20 protein-coding genes are annotated in these 21,958 nt (G+C 60.6%); 11 read left to right on the top strand and 9 right to left on the bottom strand.

The window, feature by feature from the left end:
• The first annotated feature begins 8 nt into the window (after positions 1–8).
• Entirely contained in the window at positions 9–197 is a 189-nt protein-coding gene (locus AC193Q_RS05530) for a hypothetical protein (protein ID WP_047294216.1), read from the top strand.
• An 18-nt stretch (positions 198–215) separates the two neighbouring features.
• Here AC193Q_RS05530 and AC193Q_RS05535 read toward each other — a convergent pair whose 3' ends face one another.
• The gene (locus AC193Q_RS05535; protein ID WP_047294218.1) at positions 216–593 is read right to left on the bottom strand and encodes a fe2+ zn2+ uptake regulation protein; all 378 of its coding nucleotides are present in this window, start codon (positions 591–593) and stop codon (positions 216–218) included.
• 288 nt (positions 594–881) lie between these two features.
• On the opposite strand from AC193Q_RS05535, the gene pvdQ reads away from it, so the two are divergent.
• Positions 882–3,227: a bifunctional acylase PvdQ gene (gene pvdQ, locus AC193Q_RS05540; RefSeq protein ID WP_483879272.1), complete on the top strand. Its 2,346-nt coding sequence runs from the start codon at positions 882–884 to the stop codon at positions 3,225–3,227.
• An 89-nt stretch (positions 3,228–3,316) separates the two neighbouring features.
• On the opposite strand, the gene AC193Q_RS05545 is transcribed toward pvdQ, so the two are convergent.
• Positions 3,317–4,318 (bottom strand): FecR family protein, encoded by a 1,002-nt coding sequence (locus tag AC193Q_RS05545; RefSeq protein WP_483879273.1) that lies wholly within the window; start codon positions 4,316–4,318, stop codon positions 3,317–3,319.
• 153 nt (positions 4,319–4,471) lie between these two features.
• Here AC193Q_RS05545 and AC193Q_RS05550 point away from each other — a divergent pair, with 153 nt between their 5' ends.
• Entirely contained in the window at positions 4,472–4,741 is a 270-nt protein-coding gene (locus tag AC193Q_RS05550) for a PepSY domain-containing protein (protein ID WP_047294224.1), read from the top strand.
• 53 nt (positions 4,742–4,794) lie between these two features.
• Here AC193Q_RS05550 and AC193Q_RS05555 read toward each other — a convergent pair whose 3' ends face one another.
• The gene (locus AC193Q_RS05555; RefSeq protein ID WP_483879274.1) at positions 4,795–9,621 is read right to left on the bottom strand and encodes a hypothetical protein; all 4,827 of its coding nucleotides are present in this window, start codon (positions 9,619–9,621) and stop codon (positions 4,795–4,797) included.
• A 233-nt stretch (positions 9,622–9,854) separates the two neighbouring features.
• Between AC193Q_RS05555 and AC193Q_RS05560 the strand changes: the two genes are divergently transcribed.
• Positions 9,855–10,895 carry an Ldh family oxidoreductase gene (locus AC193Q_RS05560; protein ID WP_483879275.1) on the top strand — a complete coding sequence of 347 codons (1,041 nt, stop codon included), beginning with the start codon at positions 9,855–9,857 and terminating at the stop codon, positions 10,893–10,895.
• Between the two features lie 166 nt (positions 10,896–11,061).
• Here AC193Q_RS05560 and AC193Q_RS05565 read toward each other — a convergent pair whose 3' ends face one another.
• On the bottom strand, positions 11,062–11,379 hold the full coding sequence (locus AC193Q_RS05565; protein ID WP_007961870.1) for an ElaB/YgaM/YqjD family protein: 318 nt from the start codon (positions 11,377–11,379) through the stop codon (positions 11,062–11,064).
• Positions 11,380–11,532: 153 nt separating this feature from the next.
• Between AC193Q_RS05565 and AC193Q_RS05570 the strand changes: the two genes are divergently transcribed.
• The gene (locus AC193Q_RS05570) at positions 11,533–11,787 is read left to right on the top strand and encodes a hypothetical protein (protein WP_003224595.1); all 255 of its coding nucleotides are present in this window, start codon (positions 11,533–11,535) and stop codon (positions 11,785–11,787) included.
• Between the two features lie 8 nt (positions 11,788–11,795).
• Here the strand turns inward: AC193Q_RS05570 and AC193Q_RS05575 are convergent, their stop codons facing one another.
• Positions 11,796–12,710, bottom strand: a complete 915-nt coding sequence (locus tag AC193Q_RS05575; protein WP_483879276.1) for a LysR family transcriptional regulator — start codon at positions 12,708–12,710, stop codon at positions 11,796–11,798.
• 84 nt (positions 12,711–12,794) lie between these two features.
• On the opposite strand from AC193Q_RS05575, the gene AC193Q_RS05580 reads away from it, so the two are divergent.
• Complete coding sequence (locus AC193Q_RS05580) at positions 12,795–13,718, top strand: carbon-nitrogen hydrolase family protein (protein WP_483879277.1); 924 nt, start codon at positions 12,795–12,797, stop codon at positions 13,716–13,718.
• Between the two features lie 133 nt (positions 13,719–13,851).
• On the opposite strand, the gene AC193Q_RS05585 is transcribed toward AC193Q_RS05580, so the two are convergent.
• The 3 genes from AC193Q_RS05585 to AC193Q_RS05595 form a co-directional block, all read right to left on the bottom strand.
• On the bottom strand, positions 13,852–14,325 hold the full coding sequence (locus AC193Q_RS05585; protein WP_007966053.1) for an LEA/WHy family protein: 474 nt from the start codon (positions 14,323–14,325) through the stop codon (positions 13,852–13,854).
• Positions 14,326–14,389: 64 nt separating this feature from the next.
• Complete coding sequence (locus AC193Q_RS05590; RefSeq protein ID WP_086791097.1) at positions 14,390–15,856, bottom strand: nucleobase:cation symporter-2 family protein; 1,467 nt, start codon at positions 15,854–15,856, stop codon at positions 14,390–14,392.
• 215 nt (positions 15,857–16,071) lie between these two features.
• Complete coding sequence (locus tag AC193Q_RS05595; protein ID WP_483879278.1) at positions 16,072–16,965, bottom strand: LysR family transcriptional regulator; 894 nt, start codon at positions 16,963–16,965, stop codon at positions 16,072–16,074.
• 99 nt (positions 16,966–17,064) lie between these two features.
• Here AC193Q_RS05595 and AC193Q_RS05600 point away from each other — a divergent pair, with 99 nt between their 5' ends.
• The 5 genes from AC193Q_RS05600 (at position 17,065) to AC193Q_RS05620 (ending at position 21,622) form a co-directional block, all read left to right on the top strand.
• Positions 17,065–18,156: a polyamine ABC transporter substrate-binding protein gene (locus tag AC193Q_RS05600; RefSeq protein ID WP_121187751.1), complete on the top strand. Its 1,092-nt coding sequence runs from the start codon at positions 17,065–17,067 to the stop codon at positions 18,154–18,156.
• A gap of 16 nt (positions 18,157–18,172) precedes the next feature.
• Positions 18,173–19,132: an agmatinase gene (speB, locus tag AC193Q_RS05605; protein ID WP_131670368.1), complete on the top strand. Its 960-nt coding sequence runs from the start codon at positions 18,173–18,175 to the stop codon at positions 19,130–19,132.
• A gap of 121 nt (positions 19,133–19,253) precedes the next feature.
• Positions 19,254–20,372: a cell division protein ZapE gene (zapE, locus tag AC193Q_RS05610; RefSeq protein WP_483879279.1), complete on the top strand. Its 1,119-nt coding sequence runs from the start codon at positions 19,254–19,256 to the stop codon at positions 20,370–20,372.
• 17 nt (positions 20,373–20,389) lie between these two features.
• Complete coding sequence (locus tag AC193Q_RS05615) at positions 20,390–20,971, top strand: DinB family protein (protein ID WP_047294237.1); 582 nt, start codon at positions 20,390–20,392, stop codon at positions 20,969–20,971.
• A gap of 153 nt (positions 20,972–21,124) precedes the next feature.
• A complete protein-coding gene (locus tag AC193Q_RS05620; RefSeq protein WP_121187753.1) occupies positions 21,125–21,622 on the top strand; it encodes a GNAT family N-acetyltransferase in 498 nt (165 codons plus the stop codon).
• A gap of 83 nt (positions 21,623–21,705) precedes the next feature.
• Here AC193Q_RS05620 and AC193Q_RS05625 read toward each other — a convergent pair whose 3' ends face one another.
• Positions 21,706–21,915, bottom strand: coding sequence for a hypothetical protein (locus AC193Q_RS05625; RefSeq protein ID WP_121185319.1), 210 nt, complete (start codon positions 21,913–21,915; stop codon positions 21,706–21,708).
• Between the last annotated feature and the right edge of the window lie 43 nt (positions 21,916–21,958).

The raw sequence follows: 21,958 nt of genomic DNA on the forward strand, positions 1-21,958 counted from the left end.
AACCCGCAATGACCCAGAAGCAACGTTTGAAATATTCGATACTGATCGCGCTGTCGGTGCTGGCGATCATGCTCGGCCTGTCGTGGCTGCAAAATGCCGGGATGATCAGCGAGAAGACGTTCCAGTACATCGCCATCGGTGTGGCGGTGGTCGTGGTGGTGATCAACGGGGTGATGCGCCGCAAGGTCAGACCCTGACGGCGATCGCGGGACGCTTCAATCGTGATTGAGCACGGCAGCAGCCTGTGGATGCAGGCTGTAACTCTTGTCCGGGTTGAAGGTGACAACCCCTTCGGCACACAGACGCTTCAACACTTCGCGCACGCTGAGAAAGGACAACGGAATATCCAGGTCCAGCAACTGGCTGTGCACACCGCGCACGCCCAGGCGTCGATCGTTTTGCGCGGCGACCAACAGCGCGTCGATGACCTTCAGGCGAATCAGGCTGGTGCGCAGGCCGAAGCTTTTGAGCAACAGGCGAATGCGCTCATTGCCCTGGCGTTCGGGGCTGGGTGCGAAACTGCTCGCGCGGGGACTCATGGAAGCTCCTTGTGACGCCTGGCTACCGTCCGTTGGTAGTTGCGAGTTGTACATGGGTTACTCCTTTGCAGAGCCTGTTCAGGAAACGTTTTGGCTGCTCTCAGTAAACAAGACGTTTCAGCACGACAAATCATGAAAGGAAATATGTAGAAATTTTGTCGGTTATTCGTTGTTTTCCCGTCATCGGCGGTTTGTCCCTTGGGCAAACGGGCTAAATATTTTTTTGCTGCATTCGTTTCCTGAACAGCCACCTTGCGCCCAGGCGCAGGCGTCAACTTCAGACCGAGTTCGAAGCTTGCGCAACGCACGCGCCGAACCGTGTCCTATCGATCAGGAGCGAGTGTGATTATTTCCAGGCAGTTAACCGGGCTGGCCCTCGCCAGCGCGTTTCTCGGGCTCAGTCTGTCGGCCCATGCATTCAGTCCCGCCACGCCAGCCAGTGCCGATATCCGCCGCACCGCATTTGGCGTGCCGCACATCCGCGCCGAGAACGAGCGCGGGCTGGGTTTCGGCATCGGTTACGCCTACGCGCAGGACAACCTGTGCTTGCTGGCCAACGAGATTGTCACGGTCAACGGTCAGCGCTCGCGCTATTTCGGGCCGGAGCAGTTCACTGTCGAACAACGCGAGAATCGCGTCAGCGACCTGTTCTTCACTTGGCTCAACACCCCCGAAGCGGTGAAAACCTTCTGGGACGCGCAACCGGCGCAGGTGCGCAATCTGGTGGCAGGTTACGCCGCCGGTTACAACCGCTATCTGGCCGAACGCCGTGAGCAAGGTCTGCCGCAACAGTGCCAGGGCGAGTGGGTGCGCGATATCGCTGCCGAAGATCTGGTGAAGCTTACTCGGCGCTTGTTGGTCGAGGGCGGTGTCGGGCAGTTCGCCGAAGCCCTGGCGGGCGCGACCCCGCCGCAGGCCACGGCGCAGCTCGACAGCAGTGCCAAGGCCTATCAGTTGGCGGACGCGCGCCTGCAGCGCTTCGCTCTGGATCGCGGCAGCAACGCCGTGGCGGTCGGCAGTGAACGCTCATTCAACGGACGCGGCATGTTGCTGGCCAACCCGCATTTTCCTTGGGTCGGCGGCATGCGCTTTTACCAGATGCACCTGACCATCCCCGGCAAACTGGACGTCATGGGCGCCGCCTTGCCGGGGCTGCCGATGATCAACATCGGTTTCAACCAGCATCTGGCCTGGACCCACACGGTCGATTCATCGAAACACTTCACCCTGTATCGCCTGCAACTCGACCCGAAAGATCCGACCCGCTACCTGCTCGACGGTAAATCGCTGCCGCTGGACAAGCAGACCGTCACCGTGCAGGTCAAACAGGCGGATGGCCAAGTGGTGCCGGTTTCGCGCGATGTCTACAGCTCGCAGTTCGGCCCGATTGTTCAGTGGCCGGGCAAACTCGACTGGGATCATCAGTACGCTTACAGCCTGCGCGACGCCAATCTGGACAATGATCGCGTGCTGACGCAGTGGTACGCGATGAACCAGGCGTCAAGCCTCAAAGCCCTGCAGGATTCGGTGCACAAGATCCAGGGCATCCCGTGGGTCAACACGCTGGCCGTGGATGACAAGGGGCAAACGCTGTACATGAACCTGTCGGTGGTGCCGAACGTCAGCGCCGACAAACTGGCCAAGTGCAGCGACCCGCGCATCGGTTTGCAGATGATCGTGCTCGACGGTTCCAACAGCGCTTGCGCCTGGGATATCGATCCGCAAGCGGCGCAGAAGGGCATCTATGCCGCCAGCCAGCTGCCGCAACTGTTGCGCAAGGACTTCGTCCAGCACTCCAACGATTCCGCGTGGCTGGCCAACCCGGCACAACCGCTGACGGGGTTCTCGCCACTGATCAGTCAGGATGGCCAACCACTGGGCCTGCGATCGCGATTTGCGCTGGAGCGTCTGAGTGCGCTGGGCAAAAAGGGGCCGCTGGCGGTCAAGGATCTGCAGCAGATGGTAATGGACGACAACGTCTATCTGGCAACCCAGGTGCTGCCCGATCTGTTGAAGTTCTGCGCTGCGGATCTGGGGGCAGACGCGGCGGCGTTGAAGCCGGTTTGTGTCAGCCTCAAGGGCTGGGATGGCCGGGCGAATCTGGATTCGGGCATCGGTCTGGTGCATTTCCAGAACATCATGCAGGCGCTGCAAGCGTCGCCGGATATCTGGCGGGTGCCGTTCGATCCAAAAGACCCGCAACATACGCCACGCGGGTTGGCGATCGAGCAACCGACCGTGAGCAAGGCCCTGCATGAAGCGCTGCTGACGTCGGCCGCCACCGCGCAGAAAATGGGGCTCAAACCTGAAACCCGCTGGGGCGATATTCAAGTGGTGAGCAACGGCGCTCAACAAACTGCGATCCACGGCGGGCCCGGGACGCTGGGAATCTACAACGCGATCCAGAGTGTGCCGCGTGAAGACGGCAAACTCGAAGTGATCAGCGGTACCAGCTATCTGCAAGTGGTGAGCTTTGATGACAAAGGCCCGCATGCTCAAGGGCTGCTGGCGTTCTCGCTGTCGAGCGACCCCGAGTCGAAATATTCCCGGGATCAGACCCAGGCGTTTTCGAAAAAACAGTGGAGCGTCTTGCCATTCACTGAACAGCAGATCGCTGCCGACCCGCAGTATCAATTGCAGACCGTTCGCGATGTGGCGGGCAAGAGCGCTGAGGTGGTTGCGCAGTAAGTCAGTCTGAACAAAAAAGCCGCTGCTCCCTGAATGGGGACAGCGGCTTTTTATTGCTCCGGGTTCACCCTGGCAGGTGGTGTCCGGTTTCAGGTTTTCGGCGGCTGCCGCGGCATCGAATTGATCACCGGATCACCCTCGGTGTTACGGGTCAGGTAGACCGGCAACACCTTGGGCAGGGTGTTGACGAGGCCGCCGAGTTCTTTGACGTTGTAGACACCGCCGACACGGATGGCGCCGGTACTGGCGTCAGCCAGTTTCAACGGTTTGCTCAGGTAGCGATTGATCAGCGGCAAGGCCTCATTCAGTGCCAGGTTGTCGAGCACCAGTTTGCCATTGCGCCAGGCCAGAGCGTTGTCGTTGGCGTAGGTCCGACTGATTTGTGGCATGTAATCGCCATGCCGGTACTGCGCCTGCATGGCGGGCCCCAGGCGCAGACCGTCGCCGGGCAGTGCGGCGTTGCTGGTTACCAGCACCGAGCCTTCGATCAGATTAATCCGTACCTGATCTTCGTAGAGCCAGACATTGAAACGGGTACCCGTCACGCGGATCTTGCCTTCGCCGGCCCTGACCACGAACGGGTGGGAGAGGTCGTGACTGACTTCGAAAAACGCCTCGCCTTTTTTCAGGGTGACTCGGCGTTGGTCCTTGTAATTGCTGAAAGTCAGCTCGGTGTTGAGGTTGAGTTCGACTTGACTGCCATCGTTCAAGGTAACTTGACGGACATTGTCGGTGGCTTCGAAGTGCTGATAGCTGTCGGGCAACCAGCCCAGATTCCAGCCACTGTACGCCGCCAGTGGCAAGGCCAGTGCGCAGACGCTCGCCGCCATTGCATAGCGACGCCAGGCGGGAACCGGTTTATTCAGCGGTACTTCCGGCAGCGCCTGCGGACGGGGCAAGTGTTCGGCAACGTCCCAGATTTCCAGCATGGCGTCATATTCGAACGCATGCAGCGGATGCGCATCGCGCCATTGCTCGAAAGCCAGACGCTCTTCGGCGGAGCAGTCTGCGGCGTGCAGACGCATGCACCAGTGCGCGGCGGCATCGGTGATTGCATCGTATTCGGCTTCCGAGAGAGATTCTTGGGTCATTGACTCGTCCTGATTTGCTGCATTCTAACCTTGCGGGTCGGGTGCCGAGAACATCCGTCATGGCAATTGCCCATCAAAGTGGAACTTATTTTTCCGTGTGGCGCCCAAAAACAGGACGTTAGACGAACATCATCCACAAATGGAGTGAAAAAAATGATCAAAAAAACCTTGGCCGCTGCAATCGCCACCGCCGCCTTGTTCAGTGCCGGTGCTGCCATGGCTGACCGTCCCGGTGCGGGCTGGGTCACCATCGAAAAGGCTATCGAGATCGTGAAAACCAAGGCCGGTTACGTCGAAATCTATGAAATCGAGGCCGACAATGACGGCTACTGGAAAGGTGAGGGACGCAAGGCCGATGGTTCGGTGTATGAATTCCGCATCGATGGTGCCTCGGGCAATGTCCTGCGTGACCAGAAAGACTGATTTCAACCAGCGATAAACAATGCGCAGGCCAACCGCCTGCGCATTTTTTTGCTTCAGTCGAGTCCTGGGTGAGTTTGTGGCACCGGATCAAGCTGACGGCCCATTTCACAGATCAGAAAGGCGATCGAATCGGCATTGCGTAATATGGTGTCGATTCGTGGATGTGGGTTGTTCGGGTTGAGAAAAGCCGTTCGCGCGTCTTCCAGATTCGCGGTACGTGTGATCTTGAGAATTTCCTTGCGTACATGATTCATGCCCTCGAACTTGTCGATATCCAGCCACTCTTGAGCGTCATGATTCCAGCGTGAAAACAGCTCTTCACGGGGCGTGGCCAGTGACAGTGCTTCACGCTGAAATCGTGTCTGTACCTGTTTGCGGGCCGCTCCATAACCGGTCACCGTAGCGATCAAATCAGCAAACGGACGCCGTGCTTCGAGGGAGGCAATGTCTACGGTTTTGTTGAACTGATGGGAAAACTCGTGGATCAGCGTCGCTGCCCGCGCATGCCCTTCGACATTGAAGGGCTCGGTCAGCCCCGTGTTGTACCATTCCAGTTCTTGATTGAAGAACTTTTCGGTGAAATGGACTTTCTTGAGTAGATCGCCCTCCAGTACGAAGGCAATTACACCCGAGTCGGGCTGTCTGTTCGAGCCGACCACAAAGCGTCGGGTATTCAACAGGTCCTCTGTTGGATCGACCAGAGCATCACAGATCGGCACGATGGACTGCTTCAACTTGCGCAGTATCTCGGCATCAATCTGTTGCACGTCAAAAAAAGACTTGAGAAAAGTATCGAGGCGGGTGCCCGGCACATCGTTTCGTAGCTGAACAAGATTGTGCAGGCTGTTGAACGCGTAATGCCGGGCCAGATCAATTGCCTCGATCAACATGTGTGCTTTTTCCGGATGGCGGGCGCGGATTTCTTCCATGCCTTGCGCTTCGATATTCAGCATGTACCGGGCCTGGCGATGGGTGGTGTAATGGTTGACCATCTTCGACAAGGCCTTGCCGAAATGCACGGTATGGCGATCCGGGTCCAGCACCAGCTGCCGGGAAGCGGTGTGCTGCAACACCGGACCTGGCTGGCCGGCGCCCTTGATCTGCCAGACGGCTCCCGGCCGTTGCACGGGATAGACTTTGCCGGCAATCGGGGCATAGGTCGCTTTGGCTTTCAGGTCCTGATACGTGCCCTCGGCAGCATTGTGGGTCAGATCCTTCAGGGCGATCTTCGAGGTTTCGAATGCCTGCAACGCGGTGCGCTGCGGATCGGTCGGCTTGGTCTGCGCAAGGACGGGGGCGCTCGGCGCGGTTGGCTGCGGTGGTTGCGGCGGCACCGCCTCTTGAGATTCCAGACGTGACTCCAGAGCCAGCCGCCCGAGACTGATCATTTGCGCTGCGCCGGCGGTAAAGGTTTCCAGCGCACGTTTCCAGTGGTGATCCTGCAACGCTTCGGCCGAGCCCTTGAAATCCTTGTAGCTTTGCCAGAGAAACTGCGCACAGGCGAGTTTGCCCGGCAGCACGCCCCGGACCAACTGGATGCCGGAACTGAACAGGTGCTTCGCGGTGTCCCAGTCCGTCTGCGCCGACGGCATTGAATGGCCGCTCAGCAAGCGTGGCAACAAGGCCAGGTTGTCGTCGAACAACTGCAGCAACCAGTTACCGTTGACCGGGGTGGAGGCCAGGGTCATCTCGCTCGTCTGGCCGCTGCTCGCGTTGAACAACGCGCTGAAGATCGAACGTTGAGTTTCCGGCAAGCGGTGCAGCAGCAAGTCCTGCAGTGAGCCCGGCGTATTGAGCGCGGCGATCACTGCCGCCTCATCCTCGAATTCACTGAATGCGTTTTCACCGTGGTAGGGCGCATACAACACCTGGGGGCCCGGTCTTCCCGCAGGTCCGATCAAGTACAGCGCCAGTGCCTTGACCGCTGATGCTCCGGCAGTCTTGACCAGCGCCAGCGGCCGGGCAATGGCGTCGGCCCCTTGCACGGTCGCGCGGGCCACGGCGTCGGGCATGTCGAACACCTGAGAAATCAAGCCGAAGGCCTTCGACGACAAGCGTTGTTGCAGTTGTAACTGATGGGCGTGCTGCAGCAATTGCCAAGGCAGTTGGCGGAGGAAACGCTGTTTGCGTTGTTCAGCGGCGACATCACTGGCGGACAACGCTGAGGTGATTTTATCGGCAAACGTTGTTGCAACATTCAGGGACAGCAGCAGGCTCCTGACTGCTTGCTGATCAAGCCCTGTCGGCAGCGCCCGGTCAGTGCCCGAGCGGAGGGTGAATGCCGTGTTCTGTGCGAGATGCGCATGGTTCAGGGCGAAATCGGTCAGGCTCATCGCCGGCCCGATCAGCGCCAGTGCCGGAGTGACGATGATTTGCTCGGGGTCAAGATCCTGCCTCTGCAAGCGGCTTTTCAACAACGTTTGAAGCGTCTGCCGGATATAGTCACGCACGGTTGGCAGCGCGTGAAGATAATCCTGATCGTCAATGACGCTGTGGCGCCACTGTTCCAGCAGTTCCAGATGCAACTGCTGCGCTTCAAGCGTGGCCATGCCCAGCCAGGCAGGCAACGAATGCTGTTTGCCGATCGCCCGCGCCAGAGCGGTGGCGCGCTGCAGGTTGGTCTCCACGACGTGCTCACTCAACGTCCTGAGGATTTGAGTTTCCCGCGGCTTTGGCCATTGACGGCCCCGTACCTGTTCACAGCGCTGAAGAAACTGTTCGATCGCCGAGTCGGCCCGATCCTGCAGGACACTGCGGCTGATCAATTGCCACTGTCCCAGCGTGTAGTGTTGATGGAACCCTTGGTGCCGGGGAAAGAGGTTTTCCAGCAGCATCAGGCGTTTGTGCGGATCCACCAGCCGCTGGTCCAACACCTGTCTGGCATGTTCGATCGAGCGGAAGACTTCCAGGCCCAGGGCTGGTGTCCACAGTATCGCGCGTCCCGAGTGCTGCGTATCGCGGCCACCGCGTTCCGTGAGCAGGACGCAGTTGGCCAGCGGCAGCATTTCGTTCTGCCCGGCGACCTGCAACGTCAATGACCAGGCATCCGGCTGAAACCCGTTGAGTGCCTTGCGGCGGCCGCGATCCGGTTGATCCGGATTGAACACGGTGTCGACCAGCGCTTGCTCATGGCGGCTCAGCGTGCCATTCAGGACGCTTAACCGTGCTTCGGCTGTGATGCCGACAGACAGGGCGTGCGCCAGCTTCGCGGCGATTCCTTGCAGGTAGGTGCGCTGCAGCGCCGTGACGGTCAGCGGCTGGGCGGCGAAGTCTGCGGCGAGGCTGGGCATGATGCTGTCGAATTTGCGCACTTCGGCCGCGGCGGTATCCGCCAGCACCCTTGAAGGTAACTGGTTGCCAGCGAGCATCGGCCGGGTGCTCCAGCGCCCGTGGGCATCCAGGGTCTCAAGCCGCTCGTGGAGCATCGAACGTATGTCCAGGGCCTTGTCGAACAGCGCGCGAATATCCACGGCGCCGTCGCTGTGCCGATACCACTGCAAGGCATAGTCGATGTTCTGTCGCTGCTTGGTGATGATCAACTCGAGCAGCACGCTGAAAACATCTCCGGCAATCGATTGGCCGGAAACCTGCGGCTTGTCGAAACCGAGAAAGCGTTGCCGCTCGTCGAGATTCAACAGACCGTAGAGTTCGTCTTCGTGCCCGGGGCTGGCAAATTTGCCGAGCAGCATGGCTTTGAGATCTTCGTAATCCCTCAGTACCTGCAAGCCGTGGGTCGGGGTATACAGGCAGCTGTCGGAATGGCTGATCATCAACGCGCCGGCCAGCTCCACGAAGTTTGCCTGATGCTCCCACAAACGTACGGTTTCCAGCGTCGCGCGGCGTGCCGGACCGTCACTGAAACCCAACGAGGTCAGCAGGCTGTCGAAGGTGTGCTGCTCGATAATGCCAGCCTCGCGTTTGAGCAAAAAGTCTGCCAGCGCCTGCTGTCGAATGATCTGCGCCAATACGCTGCGCCGCGAGACTCCGTCAGCGCTGGGCGCATTCCAGTAACGCTCCATTTGTTGATACAGCCACACCAACAGTTTGCCCGAAGCCATGGTAATGGCTGTTTCCCAGTGTTGCTGATCACTGGCCTGGACTGTCCGGTCCGGGTGCGAAAACTCATGGGTCTGGCCAACCGGCCAGCCGGCGTGGCGGTAGTGCAAAAGCAGCGCATCGCCAAGTGACAGCGCTTCAAACCCGCCCAGTGAAGGACGGTCGCTCGATGCCGGGCCGTTTGCTGTGCCGGTTGCGTACAGGTTCACGCGTGTGCGGGTCTGGTCGACGCCAGGCATCGTCGGCGTCAGGAGTGCGTCGAGTATGCTTTGGAGCAGGCTTTCCAGTTCGGGCAGTTGCATCAATTCATCGTGCATTGCCTGCGCGTTGAGGCGCAGGCAGTGATCGATGGCAGCGCGTTGATCTTCGAAGATATCGCCCTCGACAAGCTGATAGGTCACGCTGACAGCGCGTCGTTCGACCAGCCGTTTGCGTTGTGACAGGGCGAGCAACGCCAGCAGCCGATCATCTTCGGTGACACGGTTCAGGCGCTCCTCCAGGTGTGCGGTCAGGCTGGCGAGGCTGGCATGTTTTTTCAGCCCGTCGAAGGGGGTGTACAACATGACGCCGCGATCATCGGGGGTGGCACTGAGTATGAAGCTGCCGGCCAGAGGCACCGCAGGCGTATCGTCGGTGTTGAGCAGGATTCGATGGGCAAGCATGGGCGGGGTTTGCTGACTGCGCAGTGCGTGGGTGGCCAGTTGCACGTGGCTCAGCCACTGGAAGTCAGCGGTGGACAAGTGATGGACATTGCCGAGTTCACGCCACAATCCGGGGGAATCGAGAAAGGACAGGAACAGCAGCGGAGGCAGGGGAGCAGGCATCATCGGGTCTCGTTCAGGGCACCGTCCGGTGCACCGGTAAATTGAGACTCGAGACTAATGACCGGCCAGATGACGCGGGTGGTACATAGTTACCGCACCAGCGGCAGCGCCGTGTGCTTGCTGCGACAAGGCTTCACCGCAACGGTTGACAGCACCCGTGTCTGACGTGGTTAATCGGTGGGCTGGATATTCGTACGCTGTTGTTCCCTCCAATAATTAGTCTGGAGCTTCAGATGTCTGCGCCACACGAACCCCTGTCTTCCCTCGCTGCGTCCACACTCTCGCTCGAAGCGTTGACGCAATTGCTTGAAAAGGTTTTTCTGCGCCATGGTACGTCGGCGTCCGTCGCCCGCACCCTGGCTGCCAACTGCGCCGGTGCCGAACGTGATGGGGCGCACAGTCATGGCGTGTTCCGTATCCCCGGTTATGTCTCGACCCTCAACAGTGGCTGGGTCAATGGTCAGGCGGTGCCAGTGGTCGAGGACGTGGCCTCCGGTTTTGTGCGAGTCGATGCCGGCAATGGTTTCGCCCAGCCGGCGCTGGCGGCGGCCCGGTCGCTGCTGGTGGAGAAAGCGCGCAACGCCGGGATCGCCGTATTGGCGATTCGCAATTCCCATCACTTTGCGGCGCTCTGGCCGGACGTCGAGCCGTTCGCCGAGGAAGGCCTGGTGGCGCTCAGCGTGGTCAACAGCATGACCTGCGTGGTGCCCCATGGCGCCGACAGACCGCTGTTCGGCACCAACCCGATTGCCTTTGCCGCGCCCCGCGCCGGCGGAGCACCGATCGTGTTCGATCTGGCGACCAGTGCCATAGCTCACGGCGACGTGCAGATTGCCGCACGCAAGGGCGAACGGCTGCCTGCCGGAATGGGTGTGGACGGTTTGGGTCAGGCGACGCAGGATCCGAAGGCCATTCTTGAGGGCGGCGCACTGTTGCCGTTTGGCGGCCACAAAGGTTCGGCGCTGTCGATGATGGTCGAGCTGCTGGCGGCGGCGTTGACCGGCGGGAACTTTTCTTTCGAATTCGACTGGTCGAACCATCCCGGGGCCAAAACACCGTGGACCGGGCAGTTGCTGATCGTCATCGACCCGAGCAAGGCTGCCGGGCAACCGTTTGCCGAGCGCAGCGAAGAGCTGGTGCGGCAGATGCACGGCGTGGGGTTGAAACGTTTGCCGGGTGATCGTCGGCATTTGCAGCGCGCGCGATCAATGGCCGAAGGCATCGTGCTGGACGAGCAGACGCTGGCGCAGTTGCGAGAACTGGCGGGGGAATAATGGTCAGATAACCGATGTGGCGAGGGAGCTTGCTCCCGTTGGGTTGCGAAGCGGCCCCCTTTGTCTGCTTGAGAATAGGGGGACTGCCGCGCAGTCCAGCGGGAGCAAGCTCCCTCGCTACAGATTTATTGTCAGGCCTTGAACAATGCGCGCTGACAAACGTCGCTTAGCGACGACCGAGCAACAAGCCCACCACCAGGCCAAAACCGGCGGAAATCGCCACGGTCTGCCACGGATGGCCGCCAATGTAGCTCTCGGTGGCCTCGACCGCCGGTTTGGTGCGCTCACGCACGCTGGACACCGAGTCCAGCGCCTGTTGCAGCTTCAGGGCGATTTGTCCGCGCAGGGTCTCGGCTTCCTCGCCCACCAGTGAGGCGCTGCTCTTGAGCAGTTTGTCGGACTCTTCGATCAAAGCCTGAAGTTCGCTGAACGCCTGATCCTTGATTTGGTCTTCGACGGCTTGCACGCGGGATTTGCGGGCCATTGGGTGACTCCTTGCAGATGGATGAACAGTGATCAATGGAGTGTGGCGCGGACTGAAAAGTTGCACTGATTTTAGGTGCGAAAGAAAAACCTGCGCGGGAGATTTTCGCCGAGCGTGTAAGATGTCGCCATTTTACGCAGCAGGTATTTCCCCATGAGTTTCAATCTGGCCGACAAATCCCTCGCCGAGCGCGCCGCGCTGGAAGACGAGAAATCCCGTCTGTTCGAACTCTGGCAGAACAATCTGGGCAAAGCCAAAGGCGAAGCCGCGCGGTTGTTCGGCGAACGCTCCAAGCGCAAGGGCAAATGGGCCGAGTGGGTGCGCGCCGAGCTTGATGGCATGTCCCCGCCGGAATTCGCCAACATGGTGCGCAGTGAGGTCAATCGACTGATGGCGGCCAACAAGTAACACAGCCGTCAGTCTGCGTTGAAACACGCAACAATCGCCTCACGTACCTTGATCACCACCGGGTCGATCTGCGTGCTGGTGCGCCAGCCCAGTTCGATCGGGTAACGCGGCAGCGCCAGTGGGCAGGGCAGCAGCATCAGTCCGCTGAGCTGGGCAATGGCCTGGGCGGCATGGGTCGGGATGGTTGCCACGGCGTCGCTGCCCTTGAGCAGATGCGGCAGCGCGGCAAAGTGGGTGGTGGAGGCGCAGACCCGCCGGCTCAGCCCCAGCGCCGCCAGACCTTCATCGGTGATGCCGATAAAGCCGCCCGATGACACCAGAATGTGCTCACGGGCGACGAACTCCGGCAAATCGATGCCCTGTTGACCGGGCGCCAGACTGCCCGGATCGATCAGACAGGCATAATCCCCTTCACCCAATACCAGACGACTGAGCAGGCGTTCGGCAAACCCGCCGGCGGTGATCGCCAGGTCGATGCTGCGCTCCATCAGGGCGCGAGCGACGATCTGGCTGTGGGTCTGGCGGAAGATCAGCCGCAGCTTGGGTGCACAGCGGGCGATTTCTTCGATCAGGCGCCGGCCATAGGCAATTTCGAAGTCATCGGACAGGCCCACCGTCACCGAACGGCCGTCATAGTGATGGGCCGCCGGGTCAACCATCGCCAGGCTTTGCCGGCATTTGTTCAACGCCTCGCTGACCACCGGCTTCAGTTGATTGGCCTTGAGCGTCGGTGCCAGACCGCGTCCGGTGCGCACGAACAATTGATCACCATACACGTCACGCAACCGGCGCAACGCCGCGCTGACCGCCGATTGGGTCACGCCCAAACGCAGCGCCGCACGGCTGGCGCTGGACTCCTCATGCAGGGCTTCGAAGACTTTCAGCAGGTTGAGGTCGATGGTTGCGATATTCATTTGGCTCATATCATTCAGCAGTGAATCGGTCTTTATTCATGATCCCGCGCCGCCGCAGAATCGGCAACACTTGAACCTGATGGAGTGACTGCAATGCCCAAATCAATCGTCGCCGCCCTGCAGATTGGCGCCTTGCCCGGTGGCAAGGGTGAAACCCTGGAACAGATCCTCAGCTGGGAAGACGCGATCAGCGAGTCCGGCGCGGCGTTGGTGGTGATGCCGGAAGCGTTGCTCGGTGGCTATCCGAAAGGCGAGGGCTTTGGCACTCAGTTGGGCTATCGCCTGCCCGAGGGGCGCGAGGCCTTCGCACGCTATTTCGCGAACGCCATTGACGTGCCGGGGCCCGAGACCGAGGCACTGGCCGGCCTGTCTGCGCGCACCGGGGCCAATCTGGTGATCGGCGTGATCGAGCGTGCCGGCAGCACGCTGTATTGCACGGCGCTGTATTTCGACCCGCAGGCGGGGCTGGTGGCCAAGCATCGCAAACTGATGCCGACCGGCACCGAACGGCTGATCTGGGGCAAGGGCGACGGCTCGACGCTGCCGGTGCTCGACACTCAGGTCGGCAGGCTCGGTGCGGTGGTGTGCTGGGAAAACATGATGCCGCTGCTGCGCACGGCGATGTACGCCAAAGGCATTGAAGTCTGGTGCGCGCCGACCGTGGACGAGCGTGAGATGTGGCAGGTCAGCATGCGTCACATCGCCCATGAGGGCCGTTGCTTTGTGGTGAGTGCCTGTCAGGTGCAGGCTTCGCCGAACGCGCTGGGCATGGAGATTGCCAACTGGCCGGCGGATCGACCGTTGATTGCCGGCGGCAGCGTGATTGTCGGGCCGATGGGCGATGTGCTGGCCGGGCCGTTGCGTGGCGAGGCCGGGTTGCTCACGGCTGAGATCGATACTGATGAGCTGGTTCGGGCGCGCTATGACTATGACGTGGTTGGCCACTATGCGCGGCCGGATGTGTTTGAGTTGAGTGTCGATGAACGGGCCAAACCCGGCGTGCGTTTCAGCGCATGACTTCAGGACTGACACATACCCTGTGGGAGCGAGCTTGCTCGCGAATGCGGTGTGCCATTCAACAATGATGCTGGCTGATCTGGCGCTTTCGCGAGCAAGCTCGCTCCCACAGGGGATAGGTATGTGCAGTTGATTACCAGGTCGCAGCAGTGGCCTTTGGCAAACTCAGCTTGCCGCTGTCGACAAATCGCATGGTGCCGAACACCCCGCCCGCGAGTTTGCCGCGCAAGACGTAAGGCAGGTTATCGAGGGTTTGGGTCTGGCTCAGGCCGAGGGTCTGGCGCAGCACCGAGAACGCGGAAACGCTGACCGGCACGCTGACCACGGTTTCCGAGAAGCGCGGGATCGAGCCGACCTGATCGCTGACGCCCGAGGCCAAGGGACGGCCGTTGACCTCCAGATCCAGGGCGATACCGTTGTAATCGATGGCCGTTTCATTGGGGTTCTGCACCCGCAGCTTGATCGCGAAACGCACTTCCAGATCCTGACTTGGCAACGGTTCGAGGCCGACCACGTTGATGTTCACCGGGTCTCGGTTGGGAAACAGCGCGCAGGCGCTCAGGGACAACAGCAGCAGGGACAGGATGACGGCGTGGACGCGGCGCATAAACAGTCTCTCAACGAAAAGGGCTGAACCGTTGCCGGTTCAGCCCTTTTTTCATGGCGTCGCGTCAGCGGTTCAACTGTGCGACCGCCGCTGCGCTGGCAGGTTCAGCTTTGGCCGGCAGATCGGGGTTTTCCATGACCTGCAGAATCGACGCTTCCGGATCGAAATCGTCTTCTTCCAGTTCAATGAATTCTTCCGGCAGGAAGATATTCAGCACGATAGCGCACAACGCACCAACGGTGATCGGCGATTCGAAGATGTTACGCAGCGCTTGCGGCAACTCGCGCAGCACTTCCGGCACGGCGGCGATGCCCAGGCCCATGCCCACGGAGATCGCCACGATCAACATGTTGCGCCGATGCAGGCCAGCCTCGGCGAGGATCTTGATCCCGGCCACGGCCACGGTGCCGAACATCACCAGTTCGGCGCCGCCGAGCACCGGTTTGGGCATCAGTTGCAGCACCGCGCCGATCATCGGGAACAGCCCCAGCAGCACCAACAGGCCGGCGATGAAGAACGCCACGTAGCGGCTGGCGACGCCGGTCAACTGGATCACGCCGTTGTTCTGCGCGAACGTGACCATCGGCATGCTGTTGAATACTGCGGCCATCGCCGAATTGAGGCCATCGGCGAGCAGACCGGACTTGATCCGGCGAATGTACAGCGGGCCCTTGACCGGTTGCCGTGAAATCATCGAGTTGGCGGTCAGGTCGCCAGCGGCTTCCAGGGGCGAAACCAGGAAAATCACCGCCACCGGCACGAACGCTACCCAGTCGAAATTGAAGCCGTACTTGAACGGCACCGGCACGCTGACCAGCGGCACTTCGGGCATCGAGGCGAAATCCACGGTGCCCATCAGCCATGCGACCACGTAGCCGAGGGTCAGGCCGATGACGATGGCGCCCAGGCGCAGAAACGGCACGTCAACGCGGTTCAACACAACGATGGTGCCGATCACCAAAGCGGCCAGGAATACATGGCTGGCTGCGCCCAGATCAGGCGCGCCGAAACCGCCGGCAATGTCGGTCATCGCCACTTTGATCAGCGACAGACCCATCAAGGTGATGATGGTGCCGGTGACCACCGGAGTGATCAGCATCCGCAGTTTGCCGATGAACTGGCTCAGCACCACTTCGATGAACGCGGCGAAAAAGCACACGCCGAAAATGGTCGAGAGAATCTCATCGGTGCCGCCGCCCCGGGCCTTGACCATGAAGCCGGCGCTGAGAATCACGCTGATAAAGGAAAAACTGGTGCCTTGCAGGCACAGCAGACCGGAACCGACCGGGCCGAAACGCTTGGCTTGAACGAACGTGCCCAGGCCCGAAACGAACAGCGCCATGCTGATCAGGTACGGAATTTCACTTTGCAGACCGAGGGCGCCGCCCATGATCAGGGTCGGGGTGATGATGCCGACGAAGCTGGCCAGTACGTGTTGCAGTGCGGCGAACACCGTGGCGGTGAGGTGCGGACGGTCGTTGAGGCCGTAGATCAGATCGTTGTTGCGCGGGACTTTTTCAGAGGCGGTCATGGTGTTTTGCGCGCCGTGAGGCGGGGCCGGGTCAGAAAATGGAGGCGCAGGATGCCGGAAGAGGGCGGCGAGGGCAACGAGCAAAAATTGCCTGAAAGGTCAGGTTTTATTGGGTTTGAGGAGGATTTTCCCTTAAATCAAAAGATCGCAGCCTTCGGCAGCTCCTACAGGAATGCAAAATGTAGGAGCTGCCGAAGGCTGCGATCTCTTGATCCTCAAACAAAGGCTGCGAGCAAATCCACCTCAAACGCCTTCTGCGCATCCCCCGGCACCTGCGCCCGGTGTCGTGCCAGATGAAACGCCACGTCGAAACTCAGTTCCCCTGGCCGCAGCGCGCGCAGCAGTCCCTTGTCCTCCCAGACCCGCGCGTAGTGATCGGGCAAATAATCGATGTGCTTGCCGGAAAGAATGAACGCGAGGGTACCTTCGACCTGCTCCGAACGCGCGGAACAGCGCTGGTCCGCAATCGGCTCGCCACGGCGCATGAACCGATACGGATGATCGACCCGGTCGCACGCCTGCAACGCCGCGTCATCCGGTGCATCGACGCTGAACAGCGGATGTCCCTGTGCGCAGTACAGATGCTGGGTTTCCCGGAACAGTTCGCGGTAATCGAAAGCGTTCTGCACCTGTGAGAAATAACCGATGGCCAGGTCCAGCCGCTGTTGCAGCAGCAGGCGCTCCATCTCCCCGGGCATCGCGCTGATCAACTCGATGCGCACCGACTCATCGCGCTCACGAAAGCGCCGGATCGCATCCGCCACCCGCAGCAGCACCGACTGATCGACTGCTTCGGAAAGGCCCAGCCGCACCTCACCGATCAACCGTCCGGCGACGCCGTTGGATTGATGGCGGAAGGTTTCGATGGATGCAAACAGCGTGCGAATTGCGATCAGCAATTGCTCGCCCTTGGGCGTCACGCTGAAACCACCCTTGCCCCGGCTGCACAGGCGATAACCGAGGCGGGTTTCCAGCTTGGCCATTTGCTGACTGATGCTCGACTGGCTGAGGCCCAGCTCACCTTGCGCCGCGCTGAAGCCGCCACATTCCACGACCCGCACAAACAGGCGCAGCAACTGCAGGTCGACGTCGTGAAGCTGACCGAGCATTACATTACTCCCGGATAAAGTCAGGTTAACAAACTTGGTATTTCTGCAATGTATCCGACGGCGCATCCTGCCACCACTTCCTCCGGTCAGGTGTTCGTCATGGCTCCCGTATTCAAGCTGTGTTTTCCCGCGCTGTTATTGTCCGTGGTCATCCCGGCACAGGCCGAGGATAAAACCCTCAATCTCTACAGTTGGGCCGATTACGTGCCGGCGCAGACGCTGCAGCGTTTCGAGCAGGAGACCGGCATTCATGTGCGCTACGACACCTTTGATACCTCCGAGGTGTTGGAAACCAAACTGCTGACCGGTGGCAGCGGTTATGACGTGGTGGTGCCATCGTCCAGCGTGCTGGCCCGTGGCTTGGCGGCGGGAGCGCTGAAGGAAATTCCCCATGAGGGCCTCAAGGGTTACGCCAACCTTGATCCCGATCTGCTGGAAAAACTCGCCGCCGTTGATCCCGGTAATCGCTACGCCGTGCCTTATACCTGGGGCACGTTGGGGCTGGGGCTGAATGTCGAGGCGGTGAAAAAGCGTTTGCCGGATGTGCCACTCAACAGCCTCGACCTGCTGTTCAAACCCGAGTACGCCAGCAAGCTCAAGGACTGCGGGATTGCCGTGCTCGACTCGCCGCAAGAAGTCATTGGCCTGGCGTTGCACTACTTGGGTAAAGATCCCTACAGCACCGACAAGAATGATCTGGCCGCCGCCGAAACCTTGTTACAGAAACTCCAGCCTTCGGTGCTGTATGTCGCCACCGGCCGGCAGATCAACGACCTGGCCAATGGCAGCGTCTGTCTGGCACTGACCTACAACGGCGACGTGAGCATGGCTGCCGATCAGGCGCACAAGGCCAGCAAACCGTACGAGGTCGCTTACCGGATTCCGCGCGAAGGTACGTTGATCTGGCAGGACAACCTGGCGATTCCCAAGGATGCGCCGAACCCGCAGGCGGCGCGGGCGTTTATCGAATTCATGCTGCGCCCCGAGTCCGTCGCCGAGCTGACCAACACGCTGTTTTTTGCCACCGCCAATCAGGCTGCAACGCCGCTGGTGGACGAGGCGGTGCGCAATGATCCGGACATCTATCCACCCGCCGAAGTGCGCGATCGGTTGTACGCCGACCGCAGCATGAGCCTCAAGGACATGCGTCAGCGCACGCGTCTGTGGACCACTTTCCGTAGCCATCAATAATCAAAGGAGCACACCGATGGACGTGCCGATGCTCAACGACCAGGCCATGACCCGTGACAGCCTGTACGGGACTGCCGCCGAAAGCACTTACGCCGGGATCACCAGTTTCATGCGTCGCCGCTACAGCCGTGATTTGCGCGGCGTCGACGTGGCGGTCAGCGGGGTTCCGTTCGACACCGCTACCAGCAATCGCCCGGGCGCGCGTTTCGGGCCTCGGGGGATTCGCGCCGCGTCCACCGGGATCGCCTGGGAACGGCACTGGCCGTGGGCGTTCGATCCGTTCGATCATCTGGCGGTGATCGACTACGGCGATTGCGACTTCGATTACGGCTCGCCGCACACCATTCCGGAAAGCATCGAGGCTCACGCCGAACGCATTCTTGATGCCGGCAGCGCCATGCTGACGTTTGGCGGCGACCACTTCATCACCTATCCGCTGCTCAAGGCCCATGCGCGCAAACACGGCGCGCTGTCGCTGATCCACTTCGATGCGCACAGCGACACCTGGCCGGACGAGGGCGGCAAACGTGTCGATCACGGCACCATGTTCTGGCATGCGGCCAAGGAGGGCCTGGTCGATCCGGCGCGCTCGGTGCAGATCGGTTTACGCACCACCAATGACGATCATCAAGGCTTTGCCGTGCTTGATGCACGTCAGGTACATCGGCGAGGCTGCGAGGCGATTGTCGAGGCGATTCGCGCGCGGGTTGGCGATCACCCGGTGTACCTGACGTTCGATATCGACTGCCTCGATCCGGCCTTCGCTCCGGGTACCGGCACTCCAGTGTGTGGCGGGCTGAGCACGTTGCAGGCGCTGGAAATCCTCGGCGGTTTGCGCGGGATCAATCTGGTGGGCATGGACGTGGTGGAAGTGGCACCGGCCTATGATCATGCGGACGTAACGTCACTGGCAGCGGCAACCCTGGCCATGGAAATGCTCTGCCTCTACGCCGCCCGACATAAAGTCGACCTCTGACACCCCACAACCCCTGTGTAGGAGCTGCCGAAGGCTGCGATCTTTTGATCTTTAAAACAAAATAAAAAGATCGCAGCTTCGTTGCACTCGACAGCTGCTGCAGGGATATATACTGCCGCGCATGACTTTCGACTCTCCTCTAAGCGCCTGGCAAAACGCGATCAAGCACAAGGGCTTCATCCAGGATGAAGCCCAGGAACATGCGGTCTGGGCGCTGCAAAAATGCCATGAAGCCTTGCATGCCGGTGCCCGTTCGGTCGCCGGCGTGTATTTGTGGGGCCCGGTCGGGCGCGGCAAGACCTGGTTGATGGATCAGTTCTATCAGAGCCTGCGGGTGCCGGCCCGACGGCAGCACTTTCATCATTTCATGGGCTGGGTGCACCAGCGCTCGTTCCAGTTGACCGGGATCGCCGATCCGCTGCGAGCGTTGGCCAAGGAACTGGCGGCGCAAGTGCGGGTGCTGTGTTTCGATGAGCTGTTCGTCAACGACATCGGCGACGCGATCATCCTCGGTCGGCTGTTTCAGGTGATGTTCGACGAAGGCGTGGTGGTGGTCTGCACCTCCAACCTGCCACCGGACGAGTTGTATGCCGACGGCTTCAACCGCGACCGGTTTGTCCCGGCGATTGCTGCGATCAAGGCGCACATGCAGGTGGTGGCGGTGAATGGCGCCGAGGATCATCGCCTGCATCCGGGTGCGGGTCTGCAGCGGTATTTTGTCGTTGCGCAGGGGCAGGACAGCGCGCTGCAGCAGGTCTTCCAGTCGCTCAACGCCGGGCAGCTCGCCAGCAACGAGCCAGTGCCCGTCGGCCATCGCCTGTTGAACGTGGTGCAGGCCAGCGAATCGGTGCTCTGGTGCCGCTATACCGATCTCTGCGAACAACCGTTCGCCGCGATGGACTTCATCGCGCTGTGCGACCGCTATCGGTCTATTCTGTTGAGCGACGTGCCGAACCTCAGCGCGCAGAAGCGCGAAGGGCGTATCGCTCGCGGTACCGAGGATGGCTCGGCGCAGGTGGTGGCCGGCGACCGCGAACTGCCGCAACTGTCGGTGCACGACGACGGCGTGCGTCGCTTCATCGCCTTGGTCGACGAGTGTTACGACCGTAAAGTCCCGCTGTACATTGAGGCGCAGGTGCCGATGGACGCGCTGTACACCGAGGGTTATCTGGAATTTCCGTTCCGGCGCACCCTCAGCCGATTGCAGGAGATGCAGTTGCAGCGTTTTGCCGAATCCTGAGCGCAGAGGGCGCGAACATGAGCCAACCGCTGTCGCATCATTTACTGACCATGGCCTACCAGAACGCGTGGGCCAATCATCGCTTGGGCAACGCTTGGGCCCAACTCGACGCTGAGGCTCTGGCAGCGCCACGGGTGAGTTTTTTTCCGAGCATCCGCCTCACGCTCAATCACATCCTGACGTGCGACTGGTTCTACGTCGACGCGCTGGAGCGCGAGTTGCGCGGTGACGAGCCGCATCCCGACTGCTATGTGTTTTTCGAACGTGACGAGCCGTTTACCGAGGCCTCTGCGCTGCGTGAAGAGCAGGCGCACGTGGACCGTCGGTTGATCGCTTATTGTGAGCAACTGCGCGATGCCGATCTGGGGCGGATCGTCACCATCGCCCGGGAAACGCCGCAGCACGACAGTCGCCTGCGCATGCTTTCGCACCTGTTCGAGCATCAGATCCATCATCGTGGGCAAGTGCATGCGATGCTCAGCGCGACCTCGGTAAATCCGCCGCAGCTGGATGAGTTTTTCTGCGCTGGCGAGAGCGGCTTGCGTGCTCAGGATTTTGCCGAACTGGGTTGGACCGAGGAGCTGATCTGGGGGCGCTGACGCTGGAAAATCAAAAGATCGCAGCCAGCGGCAGCTCCTGCAGGCGTTTGCTATCAGCGTTTCTCCGATTGTGGCCCACGGCAGCCTCGCGTTAAGGTCGAGCAGCCTTTCAGGTGCGCACCTTGCACGCCGGGGCTTTGATCGGGGATGGAAATGGATTCCGCAGAAATACTTGTGCTGCAAGCCAGCTACACCAATCCGCTGCACGCCGAAGCTATCGGCATTGTGCTCAATCACTACGCAGAAGATCCGATGGGCGGCGGTCAGCCGATTGCCCCCGAGCTGCTGCGTCGCCTGCCTGAAGAACTGGCCCGCCGGCCCCACGCGTTCAGCGTGCTGGCGTTTGTCGGTGGTGAGCCGGCAGGGCTGGTGAACTGCTTTGAAGGGTTCTCGACGTTTGCCTGCAAACCGCTGGTCAATGTTCATGACGTGGCGGTGATTTCGAAATTTCGCGGCCTCGGGCTGAGCCAGAAAATGCTGCGCAAGGTCGAGGAGATTTCCCGCCAGCGCGGCTGCTGCAAGATCACCCTGGAAGTGCTCGAAGGCAATGCGGTGGCGCAGAACGCCTATCAAAAGTTCGGCTTCGCCCCTGGCATGTTCGACCCGGAACATGGCCGCATGCTGTTCTGGATCAAGGATCTGCAGGCATAAAAAAGGCGCCCCACACAGGGCGCCCAACTGTCGTCTCCGAGGCCAGAGCGGAGCCATCGGAGGTCCATCGGTTGCTCGGTGAATCAGTTGCGATAAGACTCGGTGACTTGCGCGGTCTGATCGTCCGGAACCTGCAGTTCCGCTGCTTTGCTGTCGGTCGGTTGTTCGCTTTGCGCGGGGTGGACCGGGAAGTTGTCGTAGTAATGCCGCATGCGTTCGGCGCCGCCCTCGGCAAAGGCACTGGCGGAACCGAGGGCGAGTAGCCCGGCAAGAATGGCGGTGGTGGTTTTCATGGTGCCTCCTACTGAAAAACGTGGGAGCCGTTCGTCCATGAAG

It is taken from the genome of Pseudomonas sp. F2, assembly GCF_057174385.1.

Excerpts from the sequence above, each read along its gene's own strand:
- AC193Q_RS05530 (WP_047294216.1), top strand. The coding sequence starts at position 9 with ATGACCCAGAAGCAACGTTTGAAATATTCGATACTGATCGCGCTGTCG.
- AC193Q_RS05535 (WP_047294218.1), bottom strand. The coding sequence starts at position 593 with ATGTACAACTCGCAACTACCAACGGACGGTAGCCAGGCGTCACAAGGA.
- AC193Q_RS05545 (WP_483879273.1), bottom strand. The coding sequence starts at position 4,318 with ATGACCCAAGAATCTCTCTCGGAAGCCGAATACGATGCAATCACCGAT.
- AC193Q_RS05550 (WP_047294224.1), top strand. The coding sequence starts at position 4,472 with ATGATCAAAAAAACCTTGGCCGCTGCAATCGCCACCGCCGCCTTGTTC.
- AC193Q_RS05555 (WP_483879274.1), bottom strand. The coding sequence starts at position 9,621 with ATGCCTGCTCCCCTGCCTCCGCTGCTGTTCCTGTCCTTTCTCGATTCC.
- AC193Q_RS05560 (WP_483879275.1), top strand. The coding sequence starts at position 9,855 with ATGTCTGCGCCACACGAACCCCTGTCTTCCCTCGCTGCGTCCACACTC.
- AC193Q_RS05565 (WP_007961870.1), bottom strand. The coding sequence starts at position 11,379 with ATGGCCCGCAAATCCCGCGTGCAAGCCGTCGAAGACCAAATCAAGGAT.
- AC193Q_RS05570 (WP_003224595.1), top strand. The coding sequence starts at position 11,533 with ATGAGTTTCAATCTGGCCGACAAATCCCTCGCCGAGCGCGCCGCGCTG.
- AC193Q_RS05575 (WP_483879276.1), bottom strand. The coding sequence starts at position 12,710 with ATGAGCCAAATGAATATCGCAACCATCGACCTCAACCTGCTGAAAGTC.
- AC193Q_RS05580 (WP_483879277.1), top strand. The coding sequence starts at position 12,795 with ATGCCCAAATCAATCGTCGCCGCCCTGCAGATTGGCGCCTTGCCCGGT.
- AC193Q_RS05585 (WP_007966053.1), bottom strand. The coding sequence starts at position 14,325 with ATGCGCCGCGTCCACGCCGTCATCCTGTCCCTGCTGCTGTTGTCCCTG.
- AC193Q_RS05590 (WP_086791097.1), bottom strand. The coding sequence starts at position 15,856 with ATGACCGCCTCTGAAAAAGTCCCGCGCAACAACGATCTGATCTACGGC.
- AC193Q_RS05595 (WP_483879278.1), bottom strand. The coding sequence starts at position 16,965 with ATGCTCGGTCAGCTTCACGACGTCGACCTGCAGTTGCTGCGCCTGTTT.
- AC193Q_RS05600 (WP_121187751.1), top strand. The coding sequence starts at position 17,065 with ATGGCTCCCGTATTCAAGCTGTGTTTTCCCGCGCTGTTATTGTCCGTG.
- speB (WP_131670368.1), top strand. The coding sequence starts at position 18,173 with ATGGACGTGCCGATGCTCAACGACCAGGCCATGACCCGTGACAGCCTG.
- zapE (WP_483879279.1), top strand. The coding sequence starts at position 19,254 with ATGACTTTCGACTCTCCTCTAAGCGCCTGGCAAAACGCGATCAAGCAC.
- AC193Q_RS05615 (WP_047294237.1), top strand. The coding sequence starts at position 20,390 with ATGAGCCAACCGCTGTCGCATCATTTACTGACCATGGCCTACCAGAAC.
- AC193Q_RS05620 (WP_121187753.1), top strand. The coding sequence starts at position 21,125 with ATGGATTCCGCAGAAATACTTGTGCTGCAAGCCAGCTACACCAATCCG.
- AC193Q_RS05625 (WP_121185319.1), bottom strand. The coding sequence starts at position 21,915 with ATGAAAACCACCACCGCCATTCTTGCCGGGCTACTCGCCCTCGGTTCC.